21 protein-coding genes are annotated in these 23,569 nt (G+C 62.5%); 7 read left to right on the top strand and 14 right to left on the bottom strand.

What is annotated here, in order from left to right:
* Positions 1–227 precede the first annotated feature (227 nt).
* Complete coding sequence (locus GCN75_RS22180) at positions 228–2,309, top strand: putative bifunctional diguanylate cyclase/phosphodiesterase (protein WP_226941517.1); 2,082 nt, start codon at positions 228–230, stop codon at positions 2,307–2,309.
* Here the strand turns inward: GCN75_RS22180 and GCN75_RS22175 are convergent.
* Positions 2,306–3,352 (bottom strand): porin, encoded by a 1,047-nt coding sequence (locus tag GCN75_RS22175; RefSeq protein WP_152284317.1) that lies wholly within the window; start codon positions 3,350–3,352, stop codon positions 2,306–2,308. The two genes, GCN75_RS22180 and GCN75_RS22175, sit on opposite strands and share 4 nt — an antisense overlap.
* A gap of 492 nt (positions 3,353–3,844) precedes the next feature.
* Between GCN75_RS22175 and GCN75_RS22170 the strand changes: the two genes are divergently transcribed.
* From GCN75_RS22170 to GCN75_RS22155, 4 genes are all read left to right on the top strand, one after another.
* Positions 3,845–6,652 carry a valine--tRNA ligase gene (locus tag GCN75_RS22170; RefSeq protein WP_152284316.1) on the top strand — a complete coding sequence of 936 codons (2,808 nt, stop codon included), beginning with the start codon at positions 3,845–3,847 and terminating at the stop codon, positions 6,650–6,652.
* A 115-nt stretch (positions 6,653–6,767) separates the two neighbouring features.
* Positions 6,768–7,223, top strand: coding sequence for a DUF2147 domain-containing protein (locus tag GCN75_RS22165; RefSeq protein WP_152284315.1), 456 nt, complete (start codon positions 6,768–6,770; stop codon positions 7,221–7,223).
* A gap of 274 nt (positions 7,224–7,497) precedes the next feature.
* Positions 7,498–9,273 (top strand): Ig-like domain-containing protein, encoded by a 1,776-nt coding sequence (locus GCN75_RS22160; RefSeq protein ID WP_226941516.1) that lies wholly within the window; start codon positions 7,498–7,500, stop codon positions 9,271–9,273.
* Positions 9,274–9,285: 12 nt separating this feature from the next.
* A complete protein-coding gene (locus GCN75_RS22155; protein WP_152284314.1) occupies positions 9,286–10,425 on the top strand; it encodes an OmpA family protein in 1,140 nt (379 codons plus the stop codon).
* A 55-nt stretch (positions 10,426–10,480) separates the two neighbouring features.
* Here the strand turns inward: GCN75_RS22155 and GCN75_RS22150 are convergent, their stop codons facing one another.
* The 11 genes from GCN75_RS22150 to tyrS form a co-directional block, all read right to left on the bottom strand.
* Entirely contained in the window at positions 10,481–10,939 is a 459-nt protein-coding gene (locus GCN75_RS22150; protein WP_152284342.1) for a YaiI/YqxD family protein, read from the bottom strand.
* A 32-nt stretch (positions 10,940–10,971) separates the two neighbouring features.
* Positions 10,972–12,027, bottom strand: a complete 1,056-nt coding sequence (ruvB, locus tag GCN75_RS22145; RefSeq protein ID WP_071325394.1) for a Holliday junction branch migration DNA helicase RuvB — start codon at positions 12,025–12,027, stop codon at positions 10,972–10,974.
* Positions 12,028–12,033: 6 nt separating this feature from the next.
* On the bottom strand, positions 12,034–12,612 hold the full coding sequence (gene ruvA, locus GCN75_RS22140) for a Holliday junction branch migration protein RuvA (RefSeq protein WP_070222695.1): 579 nt from the start codon (positions 12,610–12,612) through the stop codon (positions 12,034–12,036).
* Positions 12,613–12,765: 153 nt separating this feature from the next.
* Positions 12,766–13,305, bottom strand: coding sequence for a crossover junction endodeoxyribonuclease RuvC (gene ruvC, locus GCN75_RS22135; RefSeq protein ID WP_152256198.1), 540 nt, complete (start codon positions 13,303–13,305; stop codon positions 12,766–12,768).
* A 190-nt stretch (positions 13,306–13,495) separates the two neighbouring features.
* Complete coding sequence (gene purH, locus GCN75_RS22130; protein ID WP_152284313.1) at positions 13,496–15,082, bottom strand: bifunctional phosphoribosylaminoimidazolecarboxamide formyltransferase/IMP cyclohydrolase; 1,587 nt, start codon at positions 15,080–15,082, stop codon at positions 13,496–13,498.
* Between the two features lie 95 nt (positions 15,083–15,177).
* Positions 15,178–15,411: a helix-turn-helix domain-containing protein gene (locus tag GCN75_RS22125; protein ID WP_008445162.1), complete on the bottom strand. Its 234-nt coding sequence runs from the start codon at positions 15,409–15,411 to the stop codon at positions 15,178–15,180.
* A 179-nt stretch (positions 15,412–15,590) separates the two neighbouring features.
* Positions 15,591–16,643 carry a tRNA dihydrouridine synthase DusB gene (dusB, locus tag GCN75_RS22120; protein ID WP_152284312.1) on the bottom strand — a complete coding sequence of 351 codons (1,053 nt, stop codon included), beginning with the start codon at positions 16,641–16,643 and terminating at the stop codon, positions 15,591–15,593.
* Positions 16,644–16,805: 162 nt separating this feature from the next.
* Positions 16,806–17,450, bottom strand: coding sequence for a histidine phosphatase family protein (locus tag GCN75_RS22115; protein WP_152284311.1), 645 nt, complete (start codon positions 17,448–17,450; stop codon positions 16,806–16,808).
* Positions 17,451–17,453: 3 nt separating this feature from the next.
* Positions 17,454–18,116, bottom strand: a complete 663-nt coding sequence (locus tag GCN75_RS22110) for a YbhB/YbcL family Raf kinase inhibitor-like protein (protein WP_152284310.1) — start codon at positions 18,114–18,116, stop codon at positions 17,454–17,456.
* 44 nt (positions 18,117–18,160) lie between these two features.
* The gene (dtd, locus tag GCN75_RS22105) at positions 18,161–18,607 is read right to left on the bottom strand and encodes a D-aminoacyl-tRNA deacylase (RefSeq protein ID WP_152284309.1); all 447 of its coding nucleotides are present in this window, start codon (positions 18,605–18,607) and stop codon (positions 18,161–18,163) included.
* Positions 18,604–19,869 carry a tyrosine--tRNA ligase gene (tyrS, locus tag GCN75_RS22100; protein WP_152284308.1) on the bottom strand — a complete coding sequence of 422 codons (1,266 nt, stop codon included), beginning with the start codon at positions 19,867–19,869 and terminating at the stop codon, positions 18,604–18,606. The genes dtd and tyrS overlap by 4 nt, the downstream gene beginning before the upstream one ends.
* Before the next feature lie 154 nt (positions 19,870–20,023).
* Here tyrS and GCN75_RS22095 point away from each other — a divergent pair, with 154 nt between their 5' ends.
* Complete coding sequence (locus tag GCN75_RS22095) at positions 20,024–21,391, top strand: M23 family metallopeptidase (RefSeq protein ID WP_152284307.1); 1,368 nt, start codon at positions 20,024–20,026, stop codon at positions 21,389–21,391.
* A 157-nt stretch (positions 21,392–21,548) separates the two neighbouring features.
* Entirely contained in the window at positions 21,549–22,640 is a 1,092-nt protein-coding gene (locus tag GCN75_RS22090) for an anhydro-N-acetylmuramic acid kinase (RefSeq protein WP_152284306.1), read from the top strand.
* 65 nt (positions 22,641–22,705) lie between these two features.
* Here GCN75_RS22090 and erpA read toward each other — a convergent pair whose 3' ends face one another.
* On the bottom strand, positions 22,706–23,068 hold the full coding sequence (erpA, locus tag GCN75_RS22085) for an iron-sulfur cluster insertion protein ErpA (RefSeq protein ID WP_029496047.1): 363 nt from the start codon (positions 23,066–23,068) through the stop codon (positions 22,706–22,708).
* A gap of 94 nt (positions 23,069–23,162) precedes the next feature.
* On the bottom strand, positions 23,163–23,552 hold the full coding sequence (locus tag GCN75_RS22080) for a bactofilin family protein (RefSeq protein ID WP_131376556.1): 390 nt from the start codon (positions 23,550–23,552) through the stop codon (positions 23,163–23,165).
* Positions 23,553–23,569 lie beyond the last annotated feature (17 nt).

Below are 23,569 nucleotides of genomic sequence, written 5' to 3'. Positions count from 1 at the left end.
TCCAGTCGTCAGCTAGGGGATAGATGGGAGACGTCCGAACGAGGGCCGCCATGTGCAGCAGCGTAACACAGCGCCAGCACAGTGCCGCCACTATATTTCCTGCTGGCATGGCTGTCCGTTCGGTAGCGAACGGACGCTGCTTTGCCCCGCGCCCTACAGTCCATCACTGCCAGGGCTGCCGGATCACGGATCACGGATCGGCGCGGGCGCTGCCACCGGACGCCATCATGCAATCATTCTTCAAACGCATCTCCATTTCCGTTTCCACCTCGGCCCTGCTCACCCTGGCGTTCGGGCTGTGCCTGACGGCCCTGTGCTACGCCTCGGCACGCCAAATCGAAGCGGAAAGCACGCGGCTGCTGCTGCAATACCACGCCAGCGGGCACACCTTGGGCGCCGCCCTGCTGCCCGCCAACGGCATGGGCCTGGACGCCAACCGCCGCGGCTCGCTGTACGTGCTGCTGGGCGGAATCCTGTCTAGCCTGCTGGCGGCCGCGTATGTGTATCAGCTGGTGTCACGCAACAGCGTGATTGCCCGCATTACGGGCGAACGCACGGCGGCGCTGCAGTTTGCCAATCTGCGCCTGTCCGAAGACATCGCCGCGCGCATGCACAATGAAAAATCGCTGCGCTTGCGCGAACGCATCATCGAAGTGTCGGCCAATGCCATCATCCTGTGCAGCGCCGACGCACCGGGCTACCTGATCGAGTACGTCAATCCCGCCTTCGAGCGCATCACCGGCTATGCGGCCGGCGAAGTGATCGGCCAGCGCCTGGAAGACTTGCAGGGACCGGAGCAAGGCCGGCAAGACATGCACGCCATTGCGGCGGCCCTGCGCGAGCAGCGCGAAGGCAAGGCCATCGTGCGCAATTTCCGCAAGGATGGCAGCTGCTACTGGAGCGAGCTGTTCGTCGCGCCCGTGCGCGACGATGGCGATGGCCCCGTCAGCCACTTTGTCGTGGCGCAATACGACATCAGCACCGTCATGCGCTTCGAACAGGAGATGGAATTCCAGGCCAGGCACGATATCCTCACGGGCCTGGCTAACCGGGCCCTGCTGCGCGAACGGCTGGAGCAGGCGATGGCCGTGACGCGGCGCAGCGGCCTGCCCCTGTGGGTGGTCTTCATCGACCTCGACCGCTTTAAATTCGTCAACGATACCCTGGGCCACGACGCGGGTGACAGCGTGCTGAAAAACGTGGCCGAACGGCTGCGCGACGCCACGCGCGAAGTCGACACGGTGGCGCGCCTGGGCGGCGACGAATTCGTGCTGCTGCTGCCCCAGCATGGCGGCGGCGAACCGGGTGCGGTCACTCTGCAGCGCATCCTCGACGCCGTGGCGCAGCCGCTGCAGCTGGGCGAGTACGAATTCATCCTCAGCTGCTGCATGGGCGTGGCCGTGTATCCCGACGATGGCCAGGATGCCGACACCTTGATCAAGCATGCCGACATCGCCATGTACCGCGCCAAGGAACAGGGACGGGGACACTGGCAATTCTATGCCGCGAGCATGAATGCGGGCACCCTGGAGCGGCTGGGACTGGAAAGCGAGCTGCGCCACGCCCTGGAACGGGGGCAGTTCCACCTCGAGTACCAGCCCCAGCTGGATCTGGCCAGCGGCGCGGTGGTGGGCATGGAAGCGCTGCTGCGCTGGACCCACCCGCAGCTGGGACGGATTCCGCCGGCCAGCTTCATCGGCCTGGCCGAGGAAATGGGCTTGATCATCCCCATCGGCGACTGGGCCCTGCACACGGCATGCGCCCAGGCGCGCGCCTGGCAACTGGCGGGCCATGGCCCGCTGCGCCTGGCTGTCAACCTGTCGGCGCGGCAATTCAAGCAAAAGAACTTGCTGCACGCGGTGGCGCAGGCGCTGGCCGCAACGGGGCTCGCTGCCGCCCATCTGGAATTGGAATTGACTGAAAGCATGGTCATGCATGACGTGGAACAAGCCACATCCATCATGGCCAACCTCAAGGCGCTGGGCGTGCAACTGTCGATCGACGACTTCGGCACCGGCTATTCCAGCCTGGCCTACCTGCGCCATTTCCCCATCGACGTACTGAAAATCGACAAGTCTTTCGTCAGCGACATCGCGCACGGCGACGACGCGGCCATCGTGCGCGCCATCATTTCGCTGGCGCACAGCCTGCGCCTGAAAGTGATTGCGGAAGGCGTGGAAACGGCGCAGCAGTTGGCCTTCCTGCGCGAGCACGGCTGCGACCAGATGCAGGGCTACCTGTTCAGCCGCCCCCTGACCGCCGCCGCCTTCGAAGAACTGCTGCTGGAGAGAAAACTATTGCCGGCTTAGAAGGCGTGGCGCAAGCCGATGTTCAGCGCGCGGTTGCCCGTGCCCACTTCCGTGGCGTTGCCCACCATGTAGGCGGCGTCGTTGCGGTTGCGGATCTGCGCGTAGGCAACATACAGCTTGCTGCGCTTGGACAAGGCATACGTGGCGCCGATGGCCAGCTGCTGCGCGTCGCGGTTGGCCGCATTGCGGTCATCCTTGTGGATGAACGAAGCCAGCAAGGTCGTCGCGCCCAGCGGCACGGACACGCCGACGATGGCGTCGCGGCTGTCGGTGGACTGGGCCGGCGCCTGCGCCGCACCATACGGATTTTCCGCAAAGAACATGGTGCTGCCGTCGCCCGTGTTGCGGCCATAGCCGGCAAACGCCGTGGCCACGCCGAAGTTGTAGTTACCGGCCAGAATGGTGTTGTTGACGTCGGCCTTGCCGACGTCGCCGCCACGGCTCTGGCGCGCCAGGCGCAAGGTCAGGGGGCCGTTGACATAGCCGAGGGCCAGGCCCAGCGAACGCTGATCTGCCGCAACGCCCGTGTGTTCGCCAAAACCGTACATGACGGTGGCCGTGACGCCGCGCAGCTCGGGCGACGTGTAGCGCACGGTATTGTCGATGCGCGTGGCCGAATAGCCGGCCAGGTTGGTCGAGGCACCCGCCATGCCGCCCTCGAAGGGGTCGGCCACGTCCGTCAGCGCCTGGCTTTGCAGATTGTACTGGCGGCCCACGGTGAGCATGCCCAGCGGGCTATTGAGGCCGACAAAGGCCTGGCGGCCGAACAGTTGGCCGGCCTGGTCCGAGCGGCCCGTATCGCCCTGCACGCCCGCTTCCAGGGTGAACACGGCTTGCCAGCCATCGCCCAGCGACTCCGTGCCGCGCAGGCCCAGGCGCGAGCCGGCCGATACGCCACTGGTGAGCTTGCTGATGCCGCGTTCCTGTACCAGGGCCGCGTCCATCAAACCATACATGGTGACTGAAGACGGATCGACGGACGACTGGGCGTGGACGGCGGGCAAGGCGCCCAGGGTGGCGAATGCGAGACAGATTTTTTTCATGATGGTTTTCCTTATGCAGGCAAAACCGGGAAAGCGTGCGGCCATGGCATAGCCACAGGCGACAGGGCGCGCCGTGGATCAATGCCGTATCGAAAGACGACTGGCCAGATAACAACATTCCTGGCTAAGCTGTGGCGGCGCGGCCGGTGAACGATGGCGCGCGCGAGTCCGCCGTGAATGGTGCACCGCTGGCGGTGCGCGTGGCTCAGGCGCCCGGCCCGCAGGGGACGCACTGAATGGCTGGCATCGCAGATGCGCTGGCCTTGTGACGCAGACGGGAGTTGGATAAAACTGCGTCCGCTGGCGCCGTCCGCGAAGATGAGGCAGGAGGCGCCGAGGCCGGCATTATAACATCGTCAGCTGTTTTACCCCCGTTCCCTTGCCCGGCGATGGCCCTGCAAGCCGCCAAAACACTGAAAAATGGCTGTTGCCACGGTGCAGGCGATGCCGCGTCATCTATAATGGTTCCTTTTGCCAATCACACGCCAAATCATGGAATTAGCCAAGTCTTTCGAGCCCGCCGACATTGAACAATTCTGGCGCACCGAGTGGGAACAGCGCGGTTACTTTACCGCCACCCTCGATGCGGGAAAACCTTCCTTCAGCATCCAGTTGCCGCCGCCGAACGTCACCGGCACCCTGCACATGGGCCATGCGTTCAACCAGACCATCATGGATGGCCTGACCCGCTACCATCGCATGCTGGGCCACAACACGGCCTGGATTCCCGGCACCGATCACGCGGGCATCGCCACGCAAATCGTCGTGCAACGCCAGCTGGACGCGCAAAAGATTTCGCGCCATGACCTGGGCCGCGAGAAATTCGTGGAAAAAGTGTGGGAATGGAAAGAAAAATCCGGTTCCATCATCACCGGCCAGATGCGCCGCCTGGGCGCCTCGGCCGACTGGCAGCGCGAATACTTCACGATGGACGAGCCGCGCTCGAAAGTCGTCACCGACGTCTTCGTGCGCCTGTTCGAACAGGGCCTGATCTACCGCGGCAAGCGCCTCGTCAACTGGGACCCCGTGCTGGGCACGGCTGTCTCCGACCTGGAAGTGGTGTCCGAGGAAGAAGACGGTTCCATGTGGTACATCAAGTACCCGCTGGCCGACGGCAGCGGTTTCCTGACGGTGGCTACCACCCGTCCTGAAACCATGCTGGGCGACGTGGCCGTGGCCGTCGATCCGACGGACGAGCGCTACCTGCCGCTGGTGGGCAAGATGCTGAAACTGCCGCTGACGGACCGCGAAATCCCCATCATCGCCGACGAATACGTCGACAAGGAATTCGGCACGGGCTGCGTCAAGATCACCCCAGCGCACGACATGAACGATTACGCCGTGGGCCAGCGCCACAAACTGGCGCAGATCGTCATCCTGACCCTGGACGCGAAGATCACGGACGATGCGCCCGAGGCCTACCGCGGCATGGACCGCTTCGCCGCGCGCAAGCAGATCGTCGCCGACCTGGACGCGCAAGGCTTGCTCGAGCAAGTCAAGCCCCACAAACTGATGGTGCCGCGCGGCGACCGCACGGGCGTCGTCATCGAGCCGATGCTGACGGACCAATGGTTTGTCGCCATGAGCAAGCCGGCCCCGGAAGGCACTTTCTTCCCAGGCAAGTCGATCGCCGAAACGGCGCTGGACAAGGTCGCCAGCGGCGAAATCAAGTTCGTGCCGGAAAACTGGAGCACCACCTACAACCAGTGGCTCAACAACATCCAGGACTGGTGCATCTCGCGCCAACTGTGGTGGGGCCATCAAATCCCCGCCTGGTACGACGACAAGGGCAATATCTTTGTTGCCAAAACGCAAGCCGAAGCGGAAGCGAAAGCCCTGGCTGCCGGCAGCACGGGTCCGCTGAAGCGCGACGACGACGTGCTCGACACGTGGTTCTCGTCGGCGCTGGTGCCGTTCTCGACCATGGGTTGGCCTGAAGAAACGCCGGACATGAAGGCCTTCCTGCCCTCGTCCGTGCTGGTCACCGGTTTCGACATCATCTTCTTCTGGGTCGCGCGCATGGTCATGATGACGGCGCACTTCACGGGCAAGGTGCCGTTTGAAACCGTCTACGTGCACGGCCTCGTGCGCGATTCGACGGGACAGAAGATGTCCAAGTCCAAGGGCAACACGCTGGACCCGATCGACCTGATCGACGGCATCGACCTGGAAGGCTTGATCGTCAAGCGCACGACGGGCCTGATGAACCCGCGCGACGCGGAAAAGATCACCAAGGCGACGCGCAAGGAATTCCCGGAAGGCATTTCCGCCTACGGCACGGACGCCGTGCGCTTCACCATGGCCAGCTATGCGTCGCTGGGCCGCAACATCAATTTCGACCTGGGCCGCTGCGAAGGCTACCGCAACTTCTGCAACAAGATGTGGAACGCCACCCGTTTCGTCATGATGAATACGGAAGGCAAGGATTGCACGCCAAACGACGCCGACCTGTCGCAGGCGGACAAGTGGATCATTTCCTTGTTGCAAAAAGCGGAACTGGACGTGGCCAAGGGCTTTGAAGACTTCCGTTTCGACAATATCGCCGCCACCATCTACAAATTCGTGTGGGACGAGTATTGCGACTGGTACCTGGAAGTAGCCAAGGTGCAAGTGCTACAGGGCACGGAAGGCCAGCAGCGCGCCACCCGCCACACCCTGCTGCGCGTGCTGGAAGTGGTGCTGCGCCTGGCCCATCCGATCATCCCGTTCGTCACGGAAGCGCTGTGGCAGACGGTGGCGCCATTGGCCGGCAAGACACTCAAGGCCGAGGGTGATTCGATCATGATGCAGCCGTATCCGATCGCCAACACCGACAAGATCGACGAGTCGGCCGAAGCGTGGATGCAGCAGCTGAAAGCCTTGACGGACGCCACGCGCAACCTGCGCGGCGAAATGCAGATCTCGCCATCCGTGCGCGTGCCGCTGATCGTCGAGGCAGGCAATGCTAGCGAGAAAGAAGCGCTGGCCTCGTACGCACCGTACATCCAGTCGCTGGGCAAGCTGGCCGACGTGCAGATCGTCGATGCGTTGCCGGACTCGCCAGCGGCCGTCGCCATCGTCGGCACCACCAAGCTGATGCTGAAAGTGGAAATCGACGTGGCTGCCGAACGCGAGCGCCTGGGCAAGGAAATCGCCCGCATCGAAGCGGAAATTGCCAAGGTCAACAGCAAGTTGGGCAATGAAAGCTTCGTCGCGCGCGCCCCGGCCGCCATCGTTGCGCAAGAAAACGAGCGTTTGCTCAGTTTTTCGGCGACAATTGAAAAACTGCGCGAACAGTTTGCTAAACTAGCCAGCGCATAAGGCAAGTTTGGAAGAATTGCGCGGCGTCATCCGTGACGCCGCGCAGCACTGCTGGTCTTGCCTTGGTATATACACTGTTCGTGCCCCGATCAAAAAAAACCATTGGAGACTAGCGATGCATACAATATTCAAAGCAAGCGTATTGGTGGCCACCCTGGCCATCGCCGGCAGCGCCGCCGCGCGCGACGGCAACTACACCCCTGTCGGCACGTGGAAAACCATCGACGACGCCAGCGGCAAGCCGAAATCCCTCGTCGTCATCACGGAAAACAACGGCGTCTTGCAAGGCAAGATCGAAAAGCTGTTCCGCGGCCCGACTGAAGACCAGAATCCCAAGTGCGACAAGTGCACGGGCGCCAACAAGGACCAGCCCATCATCGGCTTGGTGATCCTGTCCGGCCTGAAATATGACGGCAAGGAATGGACGGGCGGCGAAATCACGGACCCGGCCAGCGGCAAGGTCTACAAGAGCAAGGCCGAACTGATCGAAGGCGGCACCAAGCTGCAAGTGCGCGGCTATGTGGGCGTGCCGATGTTCGGCCGTTCGCAGACGTGGGTGCGCGAAGAATAGGCAGCACACGCCCTGCCCACCGAAGCCGGCCCTGCGCCGGCTTTTTTACGTCTCCCCAGCGGCAAACCTGTTGTTATCCAGGCCGAACGCCTCTCCTTTCCGCCTATTTCCACGCCAAGGCAAGCTATGCGCGCCACCGAACATACTTGAAGTTTCCTAAATGAAATAGTGCATGCCTGTGACGCCATCGCCTTGTAGCGAAGGGCGGCATGGCTCTGCCGGATGACCTCATCCGCGGATGCCCGGCAATGATTGCCATGCACAAAGGAACCATATGAATCTCTTCAAGCGATATCTGAACCCGCTGCTCGTCTCGGCAGGTTTGCTGGCCATGGCTGCCCTGGCCGGTTGCGGCGGCGGCGACCAGGGACGCGATCCCATCCTCGGCGTGCCGGCTGCCACCTTGTCCAGCCTGGCCGTCACGCCCGCCACGGCAACGGTCGCCATCGGCGCCGGCCAGCAATTCACGGCCATCGCCACGTATAGCGACGGCTCCGCGCAAGACGTCAGCGCCAAGGCGGCCTGGACGTCGGCCACGCCGGCCAGCGCGACCGTCAATGCCGCCACCGGCCTGAGCACCGGCATTGCTGCCGGCACCTCGACCATCGCTGCCGCGTTCGGCGGCAAGAGCGCGGCGGCCCAGTTGACCGTCTCGCCCGCCACGCTGACGGCGATTGCCATCACGCCGCTCACGCCCTCCATCGCCATCGGCGCAACGCAGCAATTCACGGTGAGCGGCAGCTTCAGCGACGGCGCCACGCGCGACGTCACGGCCGTGTCGGCCTTTGCCTCCGCCAGCCCCGCAACGGCCAGCATCGCCGCCACCGGCCTGGCCTTGGGCAAGGTTGCCGGCAACACGCAGATCACGGCCACCACGGGCACGCTCACGGCCAGCACGGTATTGACCGTCACGCCGGCAACCTTGCTGTCCATCGCCGTCACGCCGCAAAACCCCGTCATTGCCGTCGCCGCCACGCGCCAGCTGGCCGTCCTGGCCACGTATTCGGATGGCAGCACCGTCGACGTCACGACCGGCAGCAGCTTTGTTGCCGCCACGCCCGCTTTCGCCACCGTCGCCAGCGGCGGCCTGGTCACTGGCGTTGCCTTTGGCAGCAGCGTCATGAATGCCAGCTTCAATGGCAAGACGGCCAGCACCACCGTCACCGTGCCTGCCCTCACCCTGGTCAGCATCGCCGTCACGCCCGCCACGGCCAGCGTCGCTGTCGGTGCCCAGCAGCAATTCATTGCCACGGCAACGTACTCGGACAGCTCGAACGCCATCGTCACCAACAGCGCCGCCTGGACGTCGGCTACGGTTGCCAATGCCACCGTGCTGAACACGGGCGTCGCCACGGGGATCGCCGCCGGCACCAGCAACATCACCGCCACGGCTGGCGGCCAGTCGGGCAGCGCGCTGCTGACCGTCACGGCAGTGCTCGTCCCGCCCGTCCTAAACCCGATCGTCCTGGGCCGCGCCGCGCCATTCGGCGTGCTGGCCGGTACGTCCATCACGAACAATTCGGGCGGCACCACTCTGATCACGGGCGACGTGGGCGCGCCATCGCAAACGGTCGATCCGACCCAGGCGGCAGGCTTTACCAACTACAAGTCGGGCGCCATCCTGGCCGGCGCCATGACGGATTTGCAAGCGGCGATCACGGATGGCAATAGCCGGACCTGCGACGTCAGCTTTGCCGGCGGCATCGACCTGGGCGGCCAGACCTTCGGTCCGGGCGTGTATTGCTACGCAGGCGCCATCAGCATCACGGGCACCCTGACCTTGAACGGTCCCGGCGTGTACATCTTCCGCACAGCATTGACGCTCGATTCGACCGTCAATTCGGTGGTGGCCCTGAACAATGGCGCCACGGCCGACAACGTCAGCTGGCTGCCCGTCGGCCCCACCACCCTGGCCGCCAACAGCGTCTTCAAGGGCAATATCCTGGGCCAGTCGGCCGCCATCACGGTGGGCGACAACACGACCCTGCTCAACGGCCGCGTGCTGACGGCCGCTGCCGTCACCCTGCGCAACAACCAGATCACCAAATAACAGGACATGACCATGACTATCGCACACACACTGGGCGCCCTGAGCGTGATGGCCGGCGCCTTGCTGGCAAGCCAGGCGGCGCAGGCGCAGGACAACAGCTTCATCAACCCGGACTGGGCCAACAGCGCCTGGTACCTCGGCGCGGGCGTAGGCCAGTCGCGCGCCACCATCGACGAACCGCGCCTGCGCGCCAGCCTGGCCGCGCATGGCGAAACCGTCACCGCGTTCAACAAGGACCAGCGCGACACGGGCTATAAATTGTTTGTCGGCCGGCAACTGAACCAGTATTTCGCCGTGGAAGCAGGCTACTTTGACCTGGGCAAGTTCGACTTCCGCTCGACCACCAGCGGCAATGGCGTGCTGAACGGACAAGCGGCCTTTCGCGGCGTGAACCTGGACTTGCTGGGCCAGCTGCCGCTGTCGCAGCGCGTATCGTTGCTGGGCCGGGTCGGCATGCACTACACCAAGACGAATACGGAATTCAGCGGCAACCGCCTGCTGGGTTCGGCCAACACGCATGCCAGCGAGCGCAAGCTCAATGCCAAGCTGGGCCTGGGTCTCGAATACAAGTTCAGCGAAGCGCTGGCCCTGCGCGGCGAAGTGGAACGCTACCGCCTGAACGACGCCGTGGGCAACCGCGGCGATGCGGACCTGTATTCCGTCAGCCTCGTGTATAAACTGGGCCGTCCCGCCAGCGCCACGCCCGCCTACCAGCCGGCGCCCGAAGCCGCTCCCGTCGTCGCCATGCCGGCCCCCGTCACCGTCGCCGCACCGGCGCCAGTGCCCGTCGCGGAAAAAGTGTCGTTTGCCTCGGAAGCATTGTTTGATTTCGATCAATCGACGCTGAAGCCACAAGGCAAGGCGGCGCTGGACCAGCTGCTGGCCCAGTTGAACGGCATGGATCTGGAAGTGATCGTCACGGTCGGCCATACGGATGCCGTCGGCTCCGCCGCCTACAACCAGAAACTGTCGCAGCGCCGCGCCGAAGCCGTCAAGGCTTACCTGGTGGCGCAAGGCGTGGAAACGAACCGCGTCTACACGGAAGGCAAGGGAGAGACGCAGCCCGTGGCCGACAACGCGAGCGCCGCCGGCCGCGCCAAGAACCGCCGCGTGACGGTGGAAGTGGTGGGCACGAGAAAAGTTTCACGCTAACTTGTACGCACCTGTAAAAAAACCGGCTTGCGCCGGTTTTTTTTCGCCTGCCGCTTTACGCCGGCTTGCGGTGATGCTTGCTCAAATGCCGGTCCAGGCTGTTGGCAAACTGTTGCCGGTCCGACTGGCTGAAGGCGGCCGGGCCGCCCGTGTCCACGCCGCCGCTGCGCAATTCTTCCATGAAGGCGCGCATCGTCAGTTGCTGGGCGATATTGTCCTGCGTATAGAACTCGCCGCGCGGGTTCAGGGCAAAGCCGCCCTTCTTCAACACGTCGGAAGCCAGCGGGATGTCGCCCGTGATGACCAGGTCGCCCGGATTGAGCAGGCGCACGATTTCCTGGTCCGCCACGTCGGCGCCGGACGGCACTTGCACGGTGCGGATGAAACGCGAGGGCGGCACGCGCAAGCCCTGGTTGGCCACCAGGGTGAGCGGCAGTTCCAGGCGGTCGGCCACCCGGTACAGGATTTCCTTGATGACGACGGGACAGGCATCGGCGTCGATCCAGATCTGCATTCCCGGCACGGTCTGCTGGCTTCCTTCCGCCATCACAATTCCCACGCTTCGCCGCTGGGGCCCATGCGCGGGGCGCTGACGCCGAAGTGCAGATATGCGGCTGGCGTGGCGACCCTGCCGCGCGGCGTGCGCTGTAAAAAGCCTTGCTGGATCAGATACGGTTCCAGCACGTCTTCGATGGTATCGGCCGCTTCGCCGATGGCCGCCGCCAGGTTGCCGATACCGACGGGGCCGCCGCCGAACTTGAACAGTACGGCTTCAAGCAGCTTGCGGTCCATCACGTCGAAGCCCACGGAATCGACGTCGAGCATGGCCAGCGCGCGGTCCGCCACCACCTTGGTGATCTCGCCATTGCTTTTGACTTCCGCGAAATCGCGCACGCGGCGCAGCAGGCGGTTGGCGATGCGGGGCGTGCCGCGCGCGCGCTGGGCGATCTCGTGCGCGCCTTCCGGGTCGATCGGCGCCTTCAGCAAGGCGGCGCTGCGCGTGACGATCTTCGTCAGCTCGCCCGTGTTGTAGAACTCGAGGCGCGCCACGATGCCGAAGCGGTCGCGCAGCGGGTTGGTCAGCATGCCGGCGCGCGTGGTGGCGCCCACCAATGTAAACGGCTGCAGATCGAGTTTTACGGAACGGGCGGCCGGGCCTTCGCCGATCATGATATCTATTTGGTAATCCTCAAGCGCCGGATACAGAATCTCTTCGACGACGGGCGACAGGCGGTGGATTTCATCGATGAACAGGACATCGTTCGCTTCCAGGTTCGTCAGGATCGCCGCCAGGTCGCCCGGACGCTCGAGCACGGGGCCGGACGTCTGGCGCAAATTGACGCCCATTTCGCGCGCGATGATGTGCGCCAGGGTCGTCTTGCCCAAGCCAGGCGGACCGAACAGCAAGGTGTGGTCGAGCGCTTCCTTGCGCTGGCGCGCAGCCGTGATGAAGATCTCGAGCTGGTCGCGGATCTTTTCCTGGCCCACATACTCGTCGAGCTGCTTGGGGCGCAGGGCCCGTTCGATCGCCTCTTCGTTGTGCGAGATGGGCGCCGCGTCGATGATGCGCTGTTCCGTGAAGCTGTCGGTCTGGATGCTCATGCCTTATCAGCCTTTCGACAGCGCTTTCAGCGCCAGTTTGATGCCATCGGACACGCCGCTGCCGGCCGGCACGTTTTTTACGGCCGCCAGCGCTTCCTTGTCCGAATAGCCGAGCGCGACCAGCGCGTTGAGGATATCCGATTGCGCATCGGGCGCCGCGTGCGCGCCGCCGGCACCGATATCGGCGCCCAGCTTGCCCTTCAATTCCAGCAGCAGGCGTTCGGCCGTCTTCTTGCCGATGCCCGGTACTTTCACCAGGCGGCCCGAATCCTGCAGGGTGATCGCTTGCGCCAGGTCGGCAATCGTCATGCCCGAGAGAATCGACAGCGCCATGCGCGCGCCCACGCCCGTGATCTTGATCAACTGGCGGAACACGGCCCGCTCGGCCGCATTGCCGAAACCGAACAGCAGATGCGCATCTTCGCGGATGGCCTGGTGCGTGAACAGCACGACTTTTTCGCCCACGTGGGGCAGGTTGTAAAAGGTGCTCATCGGCACATCGACTTCATAGCCGACGCCCTGGCAATCGACCAGCAATTGTGGCGGATTCTTTTCAAGCAAAATACCGGAGAGACGGCCTATCATCGCGTGTTCCTAATGAAATTAAATTGTAAACAAAAGCTTCTGGCGTGTTGCGGCTGTCAGGCCATGTTCAGGGCAAGGCGCACTGCCGAAGACAGTACGAATAGTACGGCAAGGCAGTGCAACGACGCCATGGACGTGGCATGGCAGTCGCAACTATCCGACCAGGCGGCCGCGCTTCATACGCAAGCCCTGCAGCTGGGGCGCCAGCGCGCCGAGCATGGCCAGCGCATCGACGCTGTTGGCGTGGCAAATGGCCACGCCCAGGGCATCGGCCGCATCCGTGCCGGGCAAGCCGGGCAAGGACAGCAGGCGCGACACCATTTCCTGCACCTGTTCCTTGGCCGCCTTGCCATGGCCCGTGACGGCCTGTTTCACCTGCAGCGCCGTATATTCGGCCACCGACAGGTCGGAATTGACCAGCGCGCAAATGGCCGCGCCGCGCGCCTGGCCCAGCAGCAGGGTCGATTGAGGGTTGACGTTGACAAACACTTTTTCGATGGCTGCGCAGTCGGGCCGGTAAGTGCCCACGATTTCGCTCACGCCCTGCAGGATGATCTTCAGGCGCGGCGGCAATTCCCCTTCGGAACCCGTCTTGACGGTACCCGACGCGATATAGCGCAGCTTGTTGCCGTGTTTTTCAATGACCCCAAAGCCGGTCGTGCGCAGGCCAGGATCGATGCCAAGAATAATCATCGCCAGATTCTATAATGAATACGGCAGGCACCGGTGAATAACCGGTGCCTGCCGTTTGGCCACCTTCAAAGAAGGTGGGATAAACCGTAGCGAGCGGCGATGCGGCGTGGCCGAGAAGCGCAACTGTGCTGTAGCACAGTGAGCATCGCAGGCCGCGCCCCACGCCGCGCAGTAGGTTTAGACCGCCTTCTTAATGACGGAAGTGACGCGTACCCGTGTAGAGCATCACGACGCCGCGCTCGTCCGCCGCATCGATCACTTCCTGGTCGCGCATGGAGCCGCCCGGGTGGATGACGCAGGTGGCGCCCGCGTCGACGACGACGTCGAGGCCGTCGCGGAACGGGAAGAAGGCGTCCGACGCCACCACGGAACCTGTCAGGCTCAGGCCTGCGTTCTGTGCCTTGATCGAAGCGATGCGGGCCGAATCGATGCGGCTCATCTGGCCTGCGCCCACGCCCAGGGTCATGTTATTGCCGCAGAAGACGATGGCGTTCGACTTGACGAATTTCGCCACTTTCCAGGCGAACATCAGGTCCGACAATTGCTGCGGCGTTGGCTGCAGTTTGCTGACCACGCGCAAGTCGCCGATGCCCACGTTTTTCGCGTCCGGCGATTGCACCAGCAAGCCGCCACCGACGCGCTTGAAGTCCATGGCGTTGACGCCTGCACCCAGCGGGATTTCCAGCATGCGCACGTTTTGCTTGCTCGACAGAATTTGTTTTGCTTCGGCGGAGAACGACGGCGCGATCAGCACTTCCACGAACAGCTTGGCGATTTCACCAGCGGTGGCGCCATCGAGTTCCGTATTGAAGGCGATGATGCCGCCGAATGCCGAGGTCGGGTCCGTCTGCAGCGCGCGCGCGTACGCTTCGGCCGCATTCTTGCCCAGGGCAACGCCGCACGGGTTCGCGTGCTTGACGATCACGCAGGCAGCGCTTTGCTCGAAGCCGCCCAGGCTCTTCACGCATTCCCAGGCCGCATCGGCGTCGGCGATGTTGTTGTACGACAATTCCTTGCCTTGCAGCTGGCGGTAGTTGGCCAGCGCGCCATCGGTGGTGACCAGGTCGCGGTAGAAGGCGGCGCTCTGGTGCGGGTTTTCACCGTAACGCATGTCTTGCACTTTCTCAAATGCAACGTTCAGGATGTGCGGATAGGCGCCGCGCTCGGCGTGCACCTTCGTCGGGCCCAGGCTGGTCAGGTAGTTGGTGATGGCGCCATCGTATTGCGCCGTGTGCGCAAAGACTTTTTTCGCCAGCATGAATTTGGTGTCGTAGCTCACGTCGCCGGCCTTGCCGTCGGCCGAGCGCATTTCCGCCAGCACGGCGTCATAGTCGGTCGGGTCGCAGATGACGACCACGTCCTTGTGGTTCTTGGCTGCCGAACGCAGCATGGTCGGGCCGCCGATATCGATGTTTTCAATCGCGTCTTCCAGGGTGCAATCCGCCTTGGCCACCGTGCCCTGGAACGGGTACAGGTTGACCACCACCATGTCGATGGTCGGCATGTCGTGCTCGACCAGTTTCGACATATGTTCAGGGAAATCGCGGCGCGCCAGGATACCGCCGTGCACTTTCGGGTGCAGGGTCTTCACACGGCCATCGAGCATCTCCGGGAAACCCGTGTAATCGGCAACTTCCGTGACGGGAACACCGTTATCTGCCAGCAATTTGGCAGTGCCGCCCGTGGACAGGAGGTTGACGCCGAGGGCGGACAGGGCGCGGGCGAATTCGAGAACGCCGGTCTTGTCGGAAACGGAGAGGAGAGCTTGTTTGATCATGGCTGTGGCTAGGTGGTTAAGTGTTCTTGGCGAATGGCGCAAGCCCGTGCGGGGCTGCGGCGGATTCAAATCTTGGCGTCACTTGCATGCCGGCATTACAGCAAACCGTGCTCCTGCAATTTCTTGCGCAGGGTATTGCGGTTGATGCCCAGCATCTGCGCGGCGTGCGACTGGTTGCCATCGGCGCGTGTCATCACGACTTCCAGGATGGGCTTTTCCACGGTCAGCACGACCATGTCGTAGATATTCGATGCTTGCTGTTCGCCCAGGTCATTGAAGTAATCTTCTAGACTTTTCTGTACGACTTCCTGAATGCTTTCTTTGCTCATTTGTATGCTTCAACCGGCTGAACACCTGACAATCCGCTGCCGCGTCGCTCATGCGGGCCGCCTGCTGCCGTCTTGTCTCGGTGTTGTAATTAATATTGCATGACGCTCTGTATAGGCGCTCGCCCTTGTATTGCTTTTCACTTACTGCGTAACTTATACGTAACTTTCTTGCTATCTGCTCATGCTGCCGTGGCCATCGGTTTGATCACATCGATTAGGCCACTTTCACTGGATTCGGCGAGGCGGTATTGTAACCGTTCGCCAAATTTCCATTGCGACTCAAAAAATTGATCGACGGCCAGCAATTGCGCGTCCGTCGACTCCAGCAAATTCATTTGCTGGCGGAACGCTTCGCCGCCTTCCAGGTCTTTCACGTACCAGCCGATGTGCTTGCGCGCCGTGCGCACGCCGAGGAATTCGCCATAAAACGCGTAATGGGCGCGCAAATGCTCATCCATCAGGGTACGCACTTCATCCACGTACGGCGCCGGCAGCAAGGTGCCCGTGCGCAGGAAATGATCGATCTCGCGGCAAATCCATGGCCGGCCCTGCGCCGCGCGGCCGATCATGACGGCATCGGCGCCCGTTTGATCCAGCACAAAGCGGGCTTTTTCCGGGCTGGTAATGTCGCCATTGGCTACCACGGGGATACCCACCGATGCTTTCACAGCGGCAATGGTTTCATATTCAGCATCGCCCTTGTAGCCGTCGGCACGCGTACGGCCGTGCAAGGTCAGCATCTGGATGCCCGCTTGTTCGGCGATGCGGGCAATGGTCAGGGCATTCTTGTTGGAACGGTTCCAGCCCGTGCGGAACTTCAGGGTGACGGGCACGTCGACGGCATTGACGACGGCGTGCAAGATCTTCTCGACCAGGCTTTCATCTTGCAACAGGGCCGAACCGCACCAGCTGTTGCACACCTTCTTCACGGGGCAACCCATGTTGATGTCGATGATCTGCGCGCCCCGGTCCACGTTGAACTTGGCGCAATCGGCCAGGTCTTGCGGATCGGCACCGGCGATCTGCACGGCCTTGGGCTCCATTTCGCCTTCGTGGTCCGTGCGGCGCGAGCTTTTTTCCGTGGCCCACAGGCGCGGATTCGACGCCGCCATCTCCGACACGGCATAGCCGGCACCGAGCTGCTTGCACAACTGGCGGAAAGGCCGATCCGTCACGCCCGCCATGGGAGCGACGAAAACGTTGTTGCGCAGAATGTGAGGGCCGATTTGCACTGAGGAACCTGGAATGGACGGAGGAACCTGCTATTTTAACCGATTCCCTGCCTATTTAATAAGCACTATTTTTTGTACTTCAGTGCGCCTGGAAACCCGTCCCGCTTGTGCAGCACAGCAAAACAGGGGATCGGCGAGCCCGTCCGGCGACTCGCCCGGCTCTTAGCCCAGCTCGTCCATCGCGGGTGCGCTCAGGTGTTCGATATTTCCCCAGTGCACTAAATGCAGCTTGCCATCCGCATACGAAAAGCGGTTGACGCTGGCATTTTTCACCTGGAAGTCACGTGGACTGTCGAGCGTCATGCCGACGGCCTCGCGGTAGGCGCACTCGAGCACGCCGCCGTGCGCCACGATGGCGATCGTCTGGCCATCATATTGCCCCGCCCACCGGGCAATGGCGCCATTTGCCCGCGCATAGAACTGACGGAAACTTTCGGCCTGGCGCTCGCCCGACGGCATCACGGCGTCGATCTGGCGCGATTGCCATTGCGCATATTCGTGCGGATAGCGTGCGGCGATGTCCGCGTACAGCAAGCCTTCGAAGGCGCCATAGCAGCGCTCGCGCAGCAAGGGGTCCGTTTGCACGGGCAAGCCTTTCACGTCGGCCACGGCTTGCGCCGTCTGCTGCGCGCGCTGCAGATCGCTGGCGATGATGGCCGCCAGCGGTTCGTCCGCCAGCGCCTGCCCCAGCGCCCCCGCTTGCGCCAGGCCCGCCTCGTTCAGGGCGATGTCGATATGGCCCTGCAGGCGGCGGTCCGCATTCCAGGCCGTCTCGCCATGGCGTATCAGTAAAATCGTGGTGCTCATGCGTTATTTCTTCAGGGTAAGTGCCAGCTCGGGGTTGAGCGAGTAGGCGACGACGAGCTGGGCTTCGTCGAGGATGTGGCCGTAGAGGGCGGCGTGGGCTTGCTGCCCCGTAAACCGCTCGGGCAATGCCAGGTGCGGCACGTCGAGCGCATACAGGCGGAAAATATAATGATGGATGCGCTCGTCATTCCATGGCGGACACGGACCGTCGTAACCATAGTAATCGCCGCCCATGCCCGCATCGCCGGCAAACCAGGCCGTGTAATCATTGATGCCTTGGCGCAACGCATAGGTGCCGCTGCTGTCCGGCCAGGACACGGTGGGGGCTTGCTTGCCGCGCGCCGTGATGCCGCTGGAAAACTGCCCTGCGGCAATCGAGCGCATGGCAGTCGGCAAATCGAGCAAGCTCCAGTGATAAAAATCGCCGCGCGGCGCCGTCAGCGGCAGGGCCTGGTCTTCAACATTGGCCAGGCTGGCGTCTTGCGGCGCATCGGGGTCGATGCAGAACAGGGCCAGCGACTCGGTGCCGTTCGGCACCTCGTCCCAGGCCAGATGGGGATTGCGGTTGCCGGCGAGGCGCACGCGGCTGGCCGGATCGATCTCGGCAAAGGCATGGTCGGCCGGCATCAGGCCGCCATCACGAAACGTCTCGCTCCACAATCTCATCGCTTGCTCCTCTTTATAATTTTTGCTTTGCGCTCACTTGGCGCTTATTTGGCATTCACTTGCAGCCAGAAGGTGACCGGCCCGTTATTCGTCAGCGACACTTGCATGTCGGCGCCGAACTGCCCTGTCTGCACGCACGCGTGACGGCTGCGCGCCTGCTCCACGAAATGCGTGAACAGGCGCAAGCCATCCTGCGGCGCGGCCGCCGGCGTAAACGAGGGGCGCGTGCCGGACTTGGTGTCGGCCGCCAGGGTAAACTGAGGCACCAGCAGCAAGCCGCCGGCCACGTCCGTCACGCTGCGGTTCATCTTGCCCGCCTCGTCGGCAAACACGCGATAGCCGAGCAGCTTGGCCAGCAGGGCGTCCGCTTCCTTCTCCGTATCGCCCCGCTCGGCGCACACGAGCACCATCAGTCCCGCGTCGATGGCGCCGATGGTGGCGCCCGCCACATCGACTTTCGCCTGCGTGACGCGCTGCAGCAGCGCGATCATGCCGTCAAGGTGACGCGCGCGAAACTGCGCTTGCCAACTTGCAACACGAACTGGCCGGCCGCCACTTGCAGAGCCTTGTCGCTGATGACGGTGCCGTCGATGCGCACGCCGCCCTGGTCGATCTTGCGCATGGCTTCCGACGTCGATGGGCACAGGCCCGCCTGCTTGAGCAATTGCGGGATACCCAGCGGCGCGCCGGCCAAGGCCACTTCCGGGATATCGTCGGGGATGCCGCCCTTCGAGCGGTTGACGAAGTCGGCCAGCGCCTCTTCCGCCGCCTGCTGCGAGTGGAAACGGGCGACGATTTCTTGCGCCAGCGCAACCTTGGCATCGCGCGGATTGCGGCCTTCCTCGACTTCGCGCTTCAGCTGCGCCAGTTCGGCGATCGAGCGCCACGACAGCAGCTCGTAGTAGCGCCACATCATGACGTCGGAAATGCTCATCAGCTTGGCGAACATGGTGTTGCCCGGCTCGGTGATGCCGATGTAGTTATTCTTCGACTTGGACATTTTTTCCACGCCGTCCAAACCTTCCAGCAGAGGCATGGTCAAAATACACTGCTGCTCCTGTCCGTACTGCTTTTGCAGTTCGCGGCCCACCAGCAGGTTGAACTTCTGGTCCGTGCCGCCCAGTTCCAGGTCCGATTTCAGGGCCACCGAGTCGTAGCCTTGCATCAGCGGGTACAGGAATTCATGTACGGAAATAGGAATGCCGCCCTGGAAGCGCTTGGTGAAGTCGTCGCGCTCGATCATGCGCGCCACCGTGTAGTGGGAAGCGAGCTGGATGATGCCGCGCGCGCCCAGCGGATCGCACCACTCGGAGTTATAGCGGATTTCGGTCTTGCTGGCATCCAACACTAAAGATGCTTGCGCGAAATACGTCATCGCGTTAATCTCGATCTGTTCCTTGGTCAGGGGCGGACGCGTGACGTTGCGGCCCGAAGGGTCGCCGATCATGGACGTGAAGTCGCCGATGAGGAAAATGACTTGATGGCCCAGGTTTTGCAGCTGGCGCATCTTGTTCAGTACGACAGTATGGCCCAGATGCAAGTCGGGTGCAGTCGGGTCCAGACCCAGTTTGATGCGCAGTGGAACACCGGTTTTCTCGGAGCGTGCTAATTTTTGCGCAAATTCGCTTTCGATCAAGAGTTCGTCGACGCCACGCTTGGTAATCGCGAGGGCTTCTTGTACTCTGTCCGACAGCGGAAGCGCGGTCTGAGCGGCGTTAGCCTTTGTAGGCGATGCGGTGGTGTTGATTTCCATAAAATTTGACTGTAGATCTCAAAATGGTAGTAGGTTTGCGGAGTTTGCTATAATGCTCGATCCCATCAATCTTGCCGTATGAAAACGAACCAAAATAACAATAACAAAGAGCACTAGTTCACGAATCGTTCAAGGGCAAATTTTAACTGATTGCATGAACCCTATACATAAAATCACAGGCTCACGCTTGTACACACAGCTGACGACGACACGCAAGGCACGCATTATCGGTGCCTCCGCAGTGCTGCTCGCCGTGGCCGCCTTCGGCGCGGTCGCTGTGTCGCCCATGGCGCCCGACGCTTCCGACTTGCCGGTCACGTCCATCGCCCAGAACCTGGAAATGCCGGATCTCGCCTCGCAAATTTCCGCGATGGAACAGGTAGACCAGAACTTCACCCACGAAGAAAAAGTCCGCGCCGGCGATACCCTCGCCACCTTGCTGACCCGTCTCGGCGTGGATGATGCGGCGGCCGCCAATTTCATTAAAACCGACAAGATCGCGCGCGGCGTGATGTTGCTGAAATCGGGCAAGCGCGTACAGGCGCAAACGACCGAAAACGGCGACCTCAACTGGATGCGCGCCACGCTCGTCGACGGTACGGACAAATCGGTCAAGAACATCCTGATCACCCGCAAGGGCGACAAGTTCGTGGCCACGGAAGTGGCAGCCCAGCTGGAACGCCGCGTTGAAATGCACGCGCGCAAGATTACTTCCACCCTGTTCGCCGCCACCGACTCCAGCCTGGACGGCACCCGCCTGCCAGACTCGATTTCCGCGCAAATCGTGGAAATGTTTTCCACCAATATCGACTTCCGCTCCGACCTGAAACGCGGCGACTCGTTCAACGTGGTCTACGAAACGTTCTGGCAAGATGGCGAATTCGTCCGAGCGGGCCGTATCCTGGCCGGTGAATTCACCAACCGCGGCACGACTTACCAGTCCGTTTGGTTCGAAGACCCAGCCAGCAAGCAAGGCGGCGGTTACTACAGTTTCGACGGCAAGTCCCTCAAAAAAGCCTTCCTGAAATCCCCCCTCGAATTTTCCCGCATCTCGTCCGGCTTCTCCATGCGCGTGCACCCGATTTCCGGCAACTGGAAAGCGCACAAGGGCATCGATTTTGCTGCAGCCACCGGTACGCCTATCCGCGCGTCGGGCGACGGCGTGGTCGATTCCGTCGGCATGCAAAATGGCTACGGCAATGTCGTTGTCCTGAAACACTGGGCCAACTACACGACCGCCTATGCACACATGAGCCGCTTCGCTTCCGGTCTGAAAAAAGGTCAAAAAGTGAGCCAGGGCGATGTGATCGGCTACGTCGGCACCACGGGCTGGTCCACGGGCGCCCACTTGCACTATGAATTCCGCGTCGCTGGCGTGGCACAAGACCCAAGCAAGCTGAACGTACAAGCCCAGGCGCCATTGACGGCTGCCGAGCTGAGCCGCTTCCGCATGGTGTCGGCCGACATGATGCACCGCTTCACCCTGCTGCGTCCGAACGACACGGCACTGGCTGCGCGTTAATCGACACTGCCTTCGGGCAACAAACAAAGGCACCGCCCATGCAGTTGGCCGGTGCCTTTGTTTTTTCCCGCGCGCTTTTGTTTTTTCCTGCGCGCTTTTGCGCCCGGCACAAATGCGGCACAATGCACATCATCACTGACGCATTCAAGGAAACACCATGCTGTATATCGGTTTAATGTCGGGCACCAGCCTCGATGGCGTCGACGGCGCGCTGGTCGACTTTTCCGACGAGGGCACGCGCAGCCTGGGCGACGCGTATATCGCCTTTCCCGCCAGTTTGCGCGCCGACCTGATGGCCTTGCAAAGTGCCGGCCAGAATGAAATCGAACGCGAAGCGCTGGCGGCAAACCAGCTCGTGCGCCATTACGCCGATTGCGTTGCCATGCTCCTCAGCAATGCAGGCATCGGCCCGGACGCCATCGCCGCCATCGGCGCGCATGGCCAGACCATCCGCCACCGCCCGGAACTGGGCTTTACGCGCCAGCTGAACAACCCGGCCCTGCTGGCCGAGCTGACGGGCATCGACGTCATCGCCGACCTGCGCAGCCGCGACGTGGCGGCGGGCGGCCAGGGTGCACCGCTGGTACCCGCCTTTCATCAGGCCATTTTCAACCTGCCCGGCCATACGCGCGTGCTGGCCAATATCGGCGGCATCGGCAACATCAGCGTGCTGCACGCGGATGGCACGGTGACGGGCTACGATACGGGGCCCGGCAATGCGCTGATGGATGGCTGGGCCTTGCAGCACCTGGGCCAGCCCTACGACGCCAACGGCGCCTGGGCCGCCACGGGCCAGCCCATCCCTGCCCTGCTGGCCGAGCTGCTGAACGAAGCCTACTTTGCCTTGCCGGCGCCGAAAAGCACGGGCCGCGACCTTTTTCATGCCGACTGGCTGAACAGCAAGCTGGCCAGCCATCCCCATGCCACGCCGGCCGACGTGCAGGCGACATTGACCCAACTGACGGCCGCCAGCCTGGCGCAAGCCATCGTGCGCGACGGGGCGCAGGCGGAGACGGTATATGTGTGCGGCGGCGGCGCGCAGAACGCCAGCCTGATGGCGGCGCTGGCCGCCGAATTGCCGGGCATGGCGGTGGAATCTACCGAAGCGCTGGGCGTGGCGCCCAGCCAGGTCGAAGCCTTGGCATTCGCCTGGCTGGCCTGGCGCTTTACGCAGCGCAAGCCGGGCAACTTGCCGGCGGTGACAGGTGCGCAGGGATTACGGGTGCTGGGCGCGCTGTACCCGCGCTGAGCCGGCGTAGAAACACAAATAGCGGATCATCGATCCGCTATTTTCTTGCTTGCCCAGTTTAGTGCTTAAACGGAGAACGACGAACCGCAACCGCAGGTAGACGTGGCTGTCGGATTCTTGATTACGAACTGCGCGCCTTCCAGGTCATCCTTGTAGTCGATTTCCGCGCCGACCAGGTACTGGTAGCTCATGGAATCGATCAACAGCTGGACGCCGTTCTTGACCATGGTGGTGTCATCTTCGTTGACGATTTCATCGAAGGTGAAGCCGTACTGGAAGCCGGAACAGCCGCCACCCTGCACGAATACGCGCAATTTCAGGTCGGGATTACCTTCTTCCTCGATCAGCTGCGCGACTTTTTCGGCGGCGCTATCGGTAAAGATGATAGGCGATGGGATCACATCTTGCATTTCAGCGACTGCATTCATTTCAGACTCCTCAGAAAACATAGCCTCATTATAGACTGTTGGCACAACTCTCGCTGCGGCGGCCGCTGGCGCGGCTGGCTGGTGTTGTTCCTGCTCACATTTCCGAGACGGCCAGGTGCAGCACGGGGTCGGCGCTGTCGTGCCGGCTGAGCTTGCCTTGCACCAGGGCGCCGCTGTGCATTTCCAGCACCTTGTAGTAGACCTCTCCTACAATGCGGGCTTTCGGCTGGATTTCAAGCATTTCGGACACATACACGGGACCATTGATCTCGCCGCTGACAACCAGGCTCGAGCAGCGCACTTCGCCATCGATGCGCCCTGCCTCGCCCAGCACCACATAGGTGGGGTCGCCCGGCTCGCCCGTGACGTTGCCGCGCACATGGCCATCAATGCGCAAGCCGCCGCAAAACAGCAAGTCGCCTTCGATCCGCGTGGAAGCGCCGATCAAGGTGTCGATGGGGTTTTTCGCATTGCGCTCGAACATGAACGTCATCCTGTCGG

The organism is Janthinobacterium violaceinigrum, assembly GCF_009208555.1.
Classification (GTDB): Bacteria; Pseudomonadota; Gammaproteobacteria; order Burkholderiales; family Burkholderiaceae_D; genus Janthinobacterium; species Janthinobacterium violaceinigrum.
Note: the sequence above shows the minus strand (reverse complement) of the source record. Positions and strands in the feature narration are given on the sequence as shown.

What these genes read in the sequence shown, in the direction of transcription:
- GCN75_RS22165 (WP_152284315.1), top strand. Translation starts at nt 6,768, where the DNA reads ATGCATACAATATTCAAAGCAAGCGTATTGGTGGCCACCCTGGCCATC.
- GCN75_RS22150 (WP_152284342.1), bottom strand. Translation starts at nt 10,939, where the DNA reads ATGCAGATCTGGATCGACGCCGATGCCTGTCCCGTCGTCATCAAGGAA.
- ruvB (WP_071325394.1), bottom strand. Translation starts at nt 12,027, where the DNA reads ATGAGCATCCAGACCGACAGCTTCACGGAACAGCGCATCATCGACGCG.
- GCN75_RS22155 (WP_152284314.1), top strand. Translation starts at nt 9,286, where the DNA reads ATGACTATCGCACACACACTGGGCGCCCTGAGCGTGATGGCCGGCGCC.
- GCN75_RS22095 (WP_152284307.1), top strand. Translation starts at nt 20,024, where the DNA reads ATGAACCCTATACATAAAATCACAGGCTCACGCTTGTACACACAGCTG.
- ruvC (WP_152256198.1), bottom strand. Translation starts at nt 13,305, where the DNA reads ATGATTATTCTTGGCATCGATCCTGGCCTGCGCACGACCGGCTTTGGG.
- GCN75_RS22180 (WP_226941517.1), top strand. Translation starts at nt 228, where the DNA reads ATGCAATCATTCTTCAAACGCATCTCCATTTCCGTTTCCACCTCGGCC.
- GCN75_RS22125 (WP_008445162.1), bottom strand. Translation starts at nt 15,411, where the DNA reads ATGAGCAAAGAAAGCATTCAGGAAGTCGTACAGAAAAGTCTAGAAGAT.
- dtd (WP_152284309.1), bottom strand. Translation starts at nt 18,607, where the DNA reads ATGATCGCGCTGCTGCAGCGCGTCACGCAGGCGAAAGTCGATGTGGCG.
- ruvA (WP_070222695.1), bottom strand. Translation starts at nt 12,612, where the DNA reads ATGATAGGCCGTCTCTCCGGTATTTTGCTTGAAAAGAATCCGCCACAA.
- GCN75_RS22090 (WP_152284306.1), top strand. Translation starts at nt 21,549, where the DNA reads ATGCTGTATATCGGTTTAATGTCGGGCACCAGCCTCGATGGCGTCGAC.
- purH (WP_152284313.1), bottom strand. Translation starts at nt 15,082, where the DNA reads ATGATCAAACAAGCTCTCCTCTCCGTTTCCGACAAGACCGGCGTTCTC.
- GCN75_RS22080 (WP_131376556.1), bottom strand. Translation starts at nt 23,552, where the DNA reads ATGTTCGAGCGCAATGCGAAAAACCCCATCGACACCTTGATCGGCGCT.
- erpA (WP_029496047.1), bottom strand. Translation starts at nt 23,068, where the DNA reads ATGAATGCAGTCGCTGAAATGCAAGATGTGATCCCATCGCCTATCATC.
- GCN75_RS22110 (WP_152284310.1), bottom strand. Translation starts at nt 18,116, where the DNA reads ATGAGATTGTGGAGCGAGACGTTTCGTGATGGCGGCCTGATGCCGGCC.
- tyrS (WP_152284308.1), bottom strand. Translation starts at nt 19,869, where the DNA reads ATGGAAATCAACACCACCGCATCGCCTACAAAGGCTAACGCCGCTCAG.
- GCN75_RS22175 (WP_152284317.1), bottom strand. Translation starts at nt 3,352, where the DNA reads ATGAAAAAAATCTGTCTCGCATTCGCCACCCTGGGCGCCTTGCCCGCC.
- GCN75_RS22160 (WP_226941516.1), top strand. Translation starts at nt 7,498, where the DNA reads ATGAATCTCTTCAAGCGATATCTGAACCCGCTGCTCGTCTCGGCAGGT.
- GCN75_RS22115 (WP_152284311.1), bottom strand. Translation starts at nt 17,450, where the DNA reads ATGAGCACCACGATTTTACTGATACGCCATGGCGAGACGGCCTGGAAT.
- GCN75_RS22170 (WP_152284316.1), top strand. Translation starts at nt 3,845, where the DNA reads ATGGAATTAGCCAAGTCTTTCGAGCCCGCCGACATTGAACAATTCTGG.